The sequence below is a fragment of the Mesorhizobium sp. M4A.F.Ca.ET.020.02.1.1 genome (assembly GCF_004022645.1).
Lineage (GTDB): Bacteria > Pseudomonadota > Alphaproteobacteria > Rhizobiales > Rhizobiaceae > Mesorhizobium.
Genome location: NZ_RZOI01000277.1, coordinates 1 through 7,107, shown reverse-complemented (window position 1 = coordinate 7,107; position 7,107 = coordinate 1). Strand labels below are relative to the sequence as shown.

At 65.3% G+C, this 7,107-nt stretch carries 8 protein-coding genes and 1 pseudogene; 3 read left to right on the top strand and 6 right to left on the bottom strand.

The window, feature by feature from the left end; translation table 11 throughout:
* The first annotated feature begins 40 nt into the window (after positions 1–40).
* Positions 41–910 carry a glutathione-dependent disulfide-bond oxidoreductase gene (yghU, locus tag EN742_RS18140; protein WP_126055256.1) on the top strand — a complete coding sequence of 290 codons (870 nt, stop codon included), beginning with the start codon at positions 41–43 and terminating at the stop codon, positions 908–910.
* Positions 911–952: 42 nt separating this feature from the next.
* On the opposite strand, the gene EN742_RS18135 is transcribed toward yghU, so the two are convergent.
* The 3 genes from EN742_RS18135 to EN742_RS18125 form a co-directional block, all read right to left on the bottom strand.
* Positions 953–1,501 (bottom strand): YbhB/YbcL family Raf kinase inhibitor-like protein, encoded by a 549-nt coding sequence (locus EN742_RS18135; protein WP_128333100.1) that lies wholly within the window; start codon positions 1,499–1,501, stop codon positions 953–955.
* Between the two features lie 144 nt (positions 1,502–1,645).
* Complete coding sequence (locus EN742_RS18130; protein WP_126055258.1) at positions 1,646–1,909, bottom strand: hypothetical protein; 264 nt, start codon at positions 1,907–1,909, stop codon at positions 1,646–1,648.
* A 104-nt stretch (positions 1,910–2,013) separates the two neighbouring features.
* On the bottom strand, positions 2,014–3,210 hold the full coding sequence (locus EN742_RS18125) for a PLP-dependent aminotransferase family protein (RefSeq protein ID WP_189375437.1): 1,197 nt from the start codon (positions 3,208–3,210) through the stop codon (positions 2,014–2,016).
* 431 nt (positions 3,211–3,641) lie between these two features.
* Between EN742_RS18125 and EN742_RS18120 the strand changes: the two genes are divergently transcribed.
* Complete coding sequence (locus EN742_RS18120; RefSeq protein ID WP_126055260.1) at positions 3,642–3,956, top strand: GYD domain-containing protein; 315 nt, start codon at positions 3,642–3,644, stop codon at positions 3,954–3,956.
* A 23-nt stretch (positions 3,957–3,979) separates the two neighbouring features.
* Positions 3,980–4,276 (top strand): antibiotic biosynthesis monooxygenase, encoded by a 297-nt coding sequence (locus EN742_RS18115; RefSeq protein WP_126055261.1) that lies wholly within the window; start codon positions 3,980–3,982, stop codon positions 4,274–4,276.
* A 1,104-nt stretch (positions 4,277–5,380) separates the two neighbouring features.
* On the opposite strand, the gene EN742_RS18110 is transcribed toward EN742_RS18115, so the two are convergent.
* The 3 genes and pseudogenes from EN742_RS18110 to EN742_RS38185 all read right to left on the bottom strand — a co-directional run.
* Positions 5,381–5,869: a GFA family protein gene (locus EN742_RS18110; RefSeq protein ID WP_127406915.1), complete on the bottom strand. Its 489-nt coding sequence runs from the start codon at positions 5,867–5,869 to the stop codon at positions 5,381–5,383.
* Between the two features lie 50 nt (positions 5,870–5,919).
* Complete coding sequence (locus tag EN742_RS18105) at positions 5,920–6,462, bottom strand: isochorismatase family protein (protein WP_126055263.1); 543 nt, start codon at positions 6,460–6,462, stop codon at positions 5,920–5,922.
* A 126-nt stretch (positions 6,463–6,588) separates the two neighbouring features.
* Positions 6,589–7,107, bottom strand: a pseudogene (locus EN742_RS38185) (amidase); the annotation flags it as partial.

The window sequence follows — 7,107 nt, the reverse complement described above, 5'->3', positions numbered from 1 at the left end:
CCGATCAATCCGCGCCCCCGCCAACCCTCAAGGCTCCCCCATGAACCAATACACCCCGCCGAAAGTCTGGACCTGGAACAAGCCGAATGGCGGCACTTTCGCCAGCATCAACCGGCCGATCGCCGGCCCGACGCATGACAAGGAACTGCCGGTCGGCAAGCACCCTCTGCAGCTCTATTCGCTGGCCACGCCCAACGGCCAGAAGGTGACGATCATGCTGGAGGAGCTTCTGGCGCTGGGCCACAAGGGTGCCGAGTACGACGCCTGGCTGATCCGGATCAACGAAGGCGACCAGTTCGCCAGCGGCTTCGTCGAGGTCAATCCCAACTCCAAGATCCCGGCGCTGATGGACCGCAGCGGCGAGAAGCCGATCCGTGTCTTCGAATCCGGCTCGATCCTGACCTATCTGGCGGAAAAGTTTGGCGCATTCTTACCGAAGGATCCGGCGGCACGGGCCGAAACCTTCTCCTGGCTGTTCTGGCAGATGGGCTCGGCGCCCTACCTCGGCGGCGGCTTCGGCCATTTCTACGCCTATGCGCCGGAAAAGATCGAGTATGCGATCGACCGCTTCGCTATGGAGACCAAGCGGCAGATGGACGTGCTCGACCGCAGGCTGGCGGAGAGCGAGTACCTCGCCGGACCGGACTACACGATTGCCGACATGGCGGTGTGGCCCTGGTATGGCGGGCTCGCCAAGGGCCGCATTTACAACGATTCCGGGGAGTTCCTGGCCGTGCAGGAATACAAGCACGTCCAGCGCTGGGCCGACGCCATCGACGCCAGGCCGGCGGTGAAGCGCGGCCGTATGGTCAACCGCCTCTCCGGCGACCCGGCCTACCAGCTGCACGAGCGCCACGACGCCAGCGACTTCGAGACGAAGACGCAGGACAAGCTGCTGGCGGCGGAATAGCTGAAGCTGCCGATCTCCCCGCGAGGGGGAGATCGGCAGCCTCTAGCGCTCATATGTATAGGTCACCGTTGCCGTGCCGAGCGACTGCGCCTTCGCGGCGGCCGCCACCGTCGCGGGAGAAGCGCTCGCCTTGGCGTGGAGCTTCGCCGCCTTGAGGGCATAGAGCGTGAAGACATAATGATGCGCGCCGCTGCCGGGCGGCGGGCACGGGCCGAAATAGCCGGCGCGGCCGATGTCGCCCTTGCCGAGCATGGCGCCCTTGGGTAAGCCCTTGCCGCCCTTCGAGCCGGCGCCTTCGGGCAATCCATTGGCGCTCGCCGGGATGTTCCAGGCCAGCCAGTGCCACCAGCCCTTGCCGCCGCCGGCATCGGGATCGAACATGGTGAGCGCGTAGCTTTTGGTGCCGGCCGGCGGATCCTTCCAGTTCAAGGCGATCGAGACGCTGCCGCCAGTGCATCCGCCGGCGCTGTCGCCGATGTATCTGTTGTCCCACTTGCCGTCCGAGACGGATGGGCTGGAAATCTCGACAGCCGATGCCTGGCTGGCGAAGCCTGACAGGGCAAGGGCGATGAGGCCAAAGCGTAGGGTCATGGCTTTCCTCTCCTTCTGGCTGATCCGCCCGCATTTTAGCCGAGAGGATCGGCTGAAGGCGTGCAACTTTGCGTGACGAGGATGGTGAATCGCCGAAGCTGCCGATCTCGGCGGCTTTGTCCTAGCGGCGATGGAGTTGGCGGCTTAAAGCACTGCCGCCGACAACAGCATGACGACGCCCACGCCTATCATCAGCAGGCCCGGCCAGTTCGGCGACAAGCCAAGGAAGCCCATCCCGCGCCGTCGCGGTTCGAGCGTCGGTCCAGGCGTTGCCAACCTTGAGGCGGAGCGGTCGGCGGGGGTGCCGAGCGGCGCCGGTTCGCTGAGCCGACCACGCCAGAGCGCCGCGCCAGCCATATAGACAACGCCGGCGACAACGAGCAACGCGCCGATGAGGATGACGGCCATCTCACCTCCAACTGTTTGAACGCTCTGCAATGAAACGGCCGGCATGCCCGGCGGGTTCCGGCGGCGGCATCCGAGCGCCCCTTCGTGGGAGATAGCGAGGCGTGCTACCCCAGCAGCTTCGCCAGCCTCGGGATCCCCTCGCCGACGGCGCGGCTGTCGGCCAGGGTGAAGCTCAGCCGCAGTGTGTTGCGGCCGGTGCCGTCGGCATGGAAAGCATTGCCCGGCACGAAGGCGACGCGCGCTTCCCTGACCGAGCGGGCAAGCAGCGCCGTGGCGTCAGCGCCCTCGGGCAGCGTCACCCAGACGAACATGCCGCCATCCGGCCGGCTCCAGGTCACGCCCTCCGGCATGTTGGCCTCGAGCGCGCCGAGCAGGCCGTCGCGGCGGGCGCGGGAGGCGCCGATCAACTTTTCCACGTGCTGGTCGAAGATCGCCTCGGCGGCGCGGTGCATGGCCACCTGGTTGATCGAGGGGCTGTGCAGGTCGGAGGCCTGCTTCATCAGCACCAGGCGCTCCACCACGCGGCGCGGCGCGCAGACCCAGCCGACGCGCATGCCCGGCGACAGGATCTTCGAGAAGGAGCCGCAATAAAGCGTGCGGGCATTGTCGATGCCGCCGGAGCGCTGGCAGTCCAGCGCCAGGATCGGCGGCACGCTTTCGCCGTCATAGCGCAGCGCCCGGTAGGCCGCGTCCTCGATGATCGCGATGTCGAGATCACCGGCAAGGTCGAGCACCGCCTCGCGCTGCTTGACACCCAGCGTCTCGCCGGTCGGGTTGGCGAAATCCGGCACCAGATAGGCGAATTTGACCCGCCCGCCGGCGGCCGCCGCGGCTGCGTGATAGGCCGCCGGCGTCATGTTGCCGCCGTCCGGCGTCAGCCGATCGTAGCGTGGCTCATAGGCGTTGAAGGCCTGCAGCGCACCAAGATAAGTCGGCCAGGTGACGAGTGCCGTGTCGCCCGGCGAGAGAAAGAGCTTGCCGAGATAGTCCAGCGCCTGCTGAGAGCCGGAGGTGATGAAGATGTTGCCCTCGTCGCAGGCGACGCCGAGCTTGCCCATCTGGCCGGCCAGCCATTTCCTGAGCGGCAGGTAGCCCTCGCTGACCTGGTACTGCAGGGCCGCGCCCGCCTCCGCGCCGCCGAGCACCGAGGAATAGGCTGCGCTGATGGCGTCCGCCGGAAACAGCGCGGGGTCCGGAATGCCGCCGGCAAAGGAGATGATGTCCGGCTGGTCGAGCAGTTTCAGCAGCTCGCGGATTTCCGACGCCTTCATGCGCGAAGCGCGCGACGCCAACAGGTTCATCAGGGTCAAGGCCCACCTCCCCGTGGATGGTCAATCTTGCTCGGGCACGATCTCGTCCAAAAGCGGTTCGCGCTTTGCGAGATCATGCGCATTTAGGTCAATGTGGCTGACCTATTATCAGGCTCCCTCGCCGGTTGGAATAGCCGGAATGCCATTCCGCCAGGGAGAAAAGCACATTTTGGCGACCGCCGATGGAAGACTGTTGTGCCGCATGAGGCCCATTGCAACCGCGTCCACGGCGGGATTGTCGTCATATTAGAATAGGCGCATATTGCTACAACCGAAGCGAAGCTCCGGTTATGCACCGCCGTTGGCCTTGGCTGCCCAAGGCGGTCCCACGGGCCACGTCAAATGTCAGTGAAAGGACAAGCAACCCGGTGCTGCTCAAACAATTGAGCGGCCCGAGACATTGTTATCTGGAGGAGATTCCCATGAAGGTCACCGTGTTGGCAAATTATGCACCCCACGCCGCCAAAGGACTGATGCAGGGCTCGGACCGGCAAGCTGCAGTCAATGCGCTGTTTGAAAGCGTCGGCGGCAAGATGACCGGCTTGATGTTCACGCGCGGCGCTTATGACGTCGTCGTCAATGGCGAGGTGCCGGACCAGGCTGCCGGGATGGGCATAGCCCTTGCGGTGCGGGCAAGCGGTTCGTTGAGCGACTTTGTCATCCTCGAAGAACTCGACATGAAGGCCGTGCTCGCGGCCGCCAACAAGGCCGCGGGCGTCTACAAGCCCGCCGGCTGATCGCAAACCGATCGGAGGAAACCATGACCGCCTACAATGTCGTGCGCTTTCGCACCAAGCCAGGCAAGGAACAGGCCTTCGTCGAGAAGCACAAGACCATCGCGCTCAACGCCGCGGGCTTTCGCAAGGGCGCCCTCATCAAGACCGGCGAGCGCACATTCTGCTTTGTCGGCGAGTGGAACGACATGGACAGCCTCGCCGCCGCGCGGCCGTCGATGATCGGCATTCTCGACGGGTTCCGCGACATGCTTGAAGATCTCGGCGGCGATCTCGGCGTGACCGACCCTGTATCGGGGGAAGTTGTTGCGGACATAAGCTAGGACGCCGCCAGATCGGCGATGGCCGGGCCGCCAGGCGCCCCGCCGGCATCGTTCGGCTGGACGCGCGGCGGCATGTCGTTCGCTGCGCGTCGACCTCGCAGCCTTAGAGCGGTTCAGCCTTTTGCTGCAACCACCGAACCGCTCCAAGCATTTGTTCTCACGGACGGTAGACCGCTGTTCCTGGAACTGCTTCAGAAGGGCAACCGTATCTCGTATGGCTGGACCGGTTCCGGACAGCTTTGGGCCGAGTGCGGCCAGTTGATGTCCTTCCGGGTTTCCGGGGGCAAGTCGTTCAATGCACGCATTGTGTGTTTGTGCCTGGAGGCGCGCTTGAGAGCGGCTACAAGCCTGCGAAGGCTTTTCAACATTGATATCCTCCGTATCGTAGCGGCGGAACGGGCAGTGTTGCCCTGTCACGCGACGCCAGTTTTGCGCCGCATGTGTATCCGACCGATTTCACGAGAACGGTGAAAGGCTTCACAAAAAGGCGCCGAGACGAAACATTTGCATGCAAATTAATTTGCGGCATCCGGCCGCGGCTGGCGTGCCACTTGGGATATCCAACACTTAGGCCGTCGGTTGAAGCGTTGATTCACCTGCTGGCGGGCGCGCCCTCATATCTCCGGTGCCTGCACATCCGAGCCGGTTTGCCGGTGGTCTGGTAGCCAATCATGTTGGCCGGGTTCGGCATGTCGTTTCTTGATGGCGCCGCAACCGGCGATCGCCATTTTCGCGCCAAGGTGGCAACTCTGGAGCTCGAATCCGCAAAATCACGCCAGCCTATTCCGCTATCGCGGAAGTTCCGCTTCGTTGCCGATATGCGATGGTGTTTTCGCGGCGGTACGAGCCGCCCTGGTCGACGCGGGCCCGAAAGCACCCCAACATGCGCCCCCGCGGCCCCGTCGACCACGGCCGGCTCTCTCCAGAACGACCCTGCGCCATCGGCATGGCGCGGTTCGTGAAGGTTTTGGTTGCGCTTGGTTCCCGGAATGTCCACTGGACGTTCCGCAATATTATCCAATTCGAAAATGCCAAGGGCAACAGTGACGGCATTAAGTGGTGGCAGCCCCCCGCTCCGCCGGCTGAGATATTGATAACATGCCCTCAGCCGGCGGAGCCGCCCGTTGCGAAGGAGCCAGTCGTGAAGGCTTGGGCAAACTCGGCCGTCAGTTCGCCATACTCCTCCATCGCAGGCAGCGCCGCGTAGCTGTGCACCGCGGGCGTCTTCGCCCATGGCAGTTTCTCGCTGGTCCAGGTCTCGACGAAGGGCGTGAACCAGCCTGGATCGTCGAGCATGGTCGGGCGCAGATTGACGAACCAGTCGAGCCCCTCAGGCCGGGTGAACATCCAGCTCATGCAATGCGGGCAGAAATAGTGCCGCGAGGCGCCGTGCAGCCCGCCGATCACTGGCTCGCCTTGGGTAACTTCGAAGGCCTCGTCGGGGATCGCCGCGCTCAGCGAATAGGCGCTGGCCGACATACGCTGGCAGCCGGTGCAATGGCAGGCCATGGTCAGCAGCGGCGGCGCGGTGATCTTCAGGCGAACACGACCACAGCGGCATCCACCTACGGCGGGCAGGTTGAGGCTTGGCATGGTGAGGTCTCCCCGGGTTGGCTGAGGGCGCTTCCCTTCCGGGAGAGGGTTCAGCGTCCGCTCAGCGCCTCCGCCGTCGCCAGTTTCGCGCCGGCCTCTTCGAAAGCCACATTGTGGCGGGCAATGATTTCGGCCGCGCTCTCGGCAGGGGTGTCGAGCGTCGAGTGCGCGTCGGACACCACGGTCACGCCGAGGCCGCGCGCCATCGCGCCCTTCACGGTCGCCGCAACGCAGAAGTCGCTCTGCGCGCCGAGCAGGATGACCGCGCCCGCGCCCTGGCCGGCTACCCATTCGCCAAGCGCGGCATTGGAGAAGGCATCGCCGACCGTCTTGCCGAAGGTCGGTTCGTCGCCGGCCTGGCCGAGCCCCGGCCATACCGGCCAGCCGCTGGCGCCCGGCGCCAGCGGATCGCCTTGCGGGCCGTCATGGCGGATGAAGGCGACCTTGCGGCCGGATTCTCGCGCCCAGTCGATCACCGCGCGGGCGCGGGCGACGATGCCTTCGGCATCATGGATCGGCGGCTCGAAGCGGCCGTCGAACATGCCGGTCTGGAGATCGATGACAATGAGCGGGGCGAGGCTGGATTCTGGCATGGGCGCGAAGATAGCGTGAGGGTTCGGAGGGTCAAGGATGGATGCTTCACCCGAAGGCGGAGATTGGCGAAAGCGGCGGTGCCAACTGATCTCCCCCACAAGGGGGAAGATTGGCAGCTTCAGCCCTCATCCTATCCCGCCGGTCACCGCATGGGCCCCGGCGGTGCGCCCATCCGGCAGCCGCACCACGGCCGTGACGATCGAGCCGTAGGAGCCGCGCCAGACGCTGTGGATACCCTGATGCGTGGCGGCGGGCACGGACACGCGGCCGATGTAACGATTGCCGTCATGCCGCATCGCCACCGGCTCGCCGTTGACGTGAACCTTGACGTTTGCCCCATCGGCAGCGCCGGCATCCAGCGTGACGACGATCTCGTCGGTGTCGCCGGCAGGAATGGTCTCGGCGGTGAGGTTCACGGCGAATGGCGTCTCACCGGGCTGGGCCGAAGCGGCGTTGCCCTTCCCGCCCGCTAAAACATCATCCGCCAGCGCCGGCGTGCGCGGCGGGACGGTGCGGCGCCGCGTGGCGCGCTCGTAGTCGCCGGCCATCGAGAGCAGCGCCACATCCTCATAGGCCTTGCCGGCGAAGGTCAGCCCGACCGGCATGCCGATGTCGGCCATGGTGCCCATCGGCACGGTGACGGT

Bases quoted from the DNA above. Each gene is read 5' to 3' on its own strand.
- yghU (WP_126055256.1), top strand. From the start codon at position 41: ATGAACCAATACACCCCGCCGAAAGTCTGGACCTGGAACAAGCCGAAT.
- EN742_RS18135 (WP_128333100.1), bottom strand. From the start codon at position 1,501: ATGACCCTACGCTTTGGCCTCATCGCCCTTGCCCTGTCAGGCTTCGCC.
- EN742_RS18130 (WP_126055258.1), bottom strand. From the start codon at position 1,909: ATGGCCGTCATCCTCATCGGCGCGTTGCTCGTTGTCGCCGGCGTTGTC.
- EN742_RS18125 (WP_189375437.1), bottom strand. From the start codon at position 3,210: ATGAACCTGTTGGCGTCGCGCGCTTCGCGCATGAAGGCGTCGGAAATC.
- EN742_RS18120 (WP_126055260.1), top strand. From the start codon at position 3,642: ATGAAGGTCACCGTGTTGGCAAATTATGCACCCCACGCCGCCAAAGGA.
- EN742_RS18115 (WP_126055261.1), top strand. From the start codon at position 3,980: ATGACCGCCTACAATGTCGTGCGCTTTCGCACCAAGCCAGGCAAGGAA.
- EN742_RS18110 (WP_127406915.1), bottom strand. From the start codon at position 5,869: ATGCCAAGCCTCAACCTGCCCGCCGTAGGTGGATGCCGCTGTGGTCGT.
- EN742_RS18105 (WP_126055263.1), bottom strand. From the start codon at position 6,462: ATGCCAGAATCCAGCCTCGCCCCGCTCATTGTCATCGATCTCCAGACC.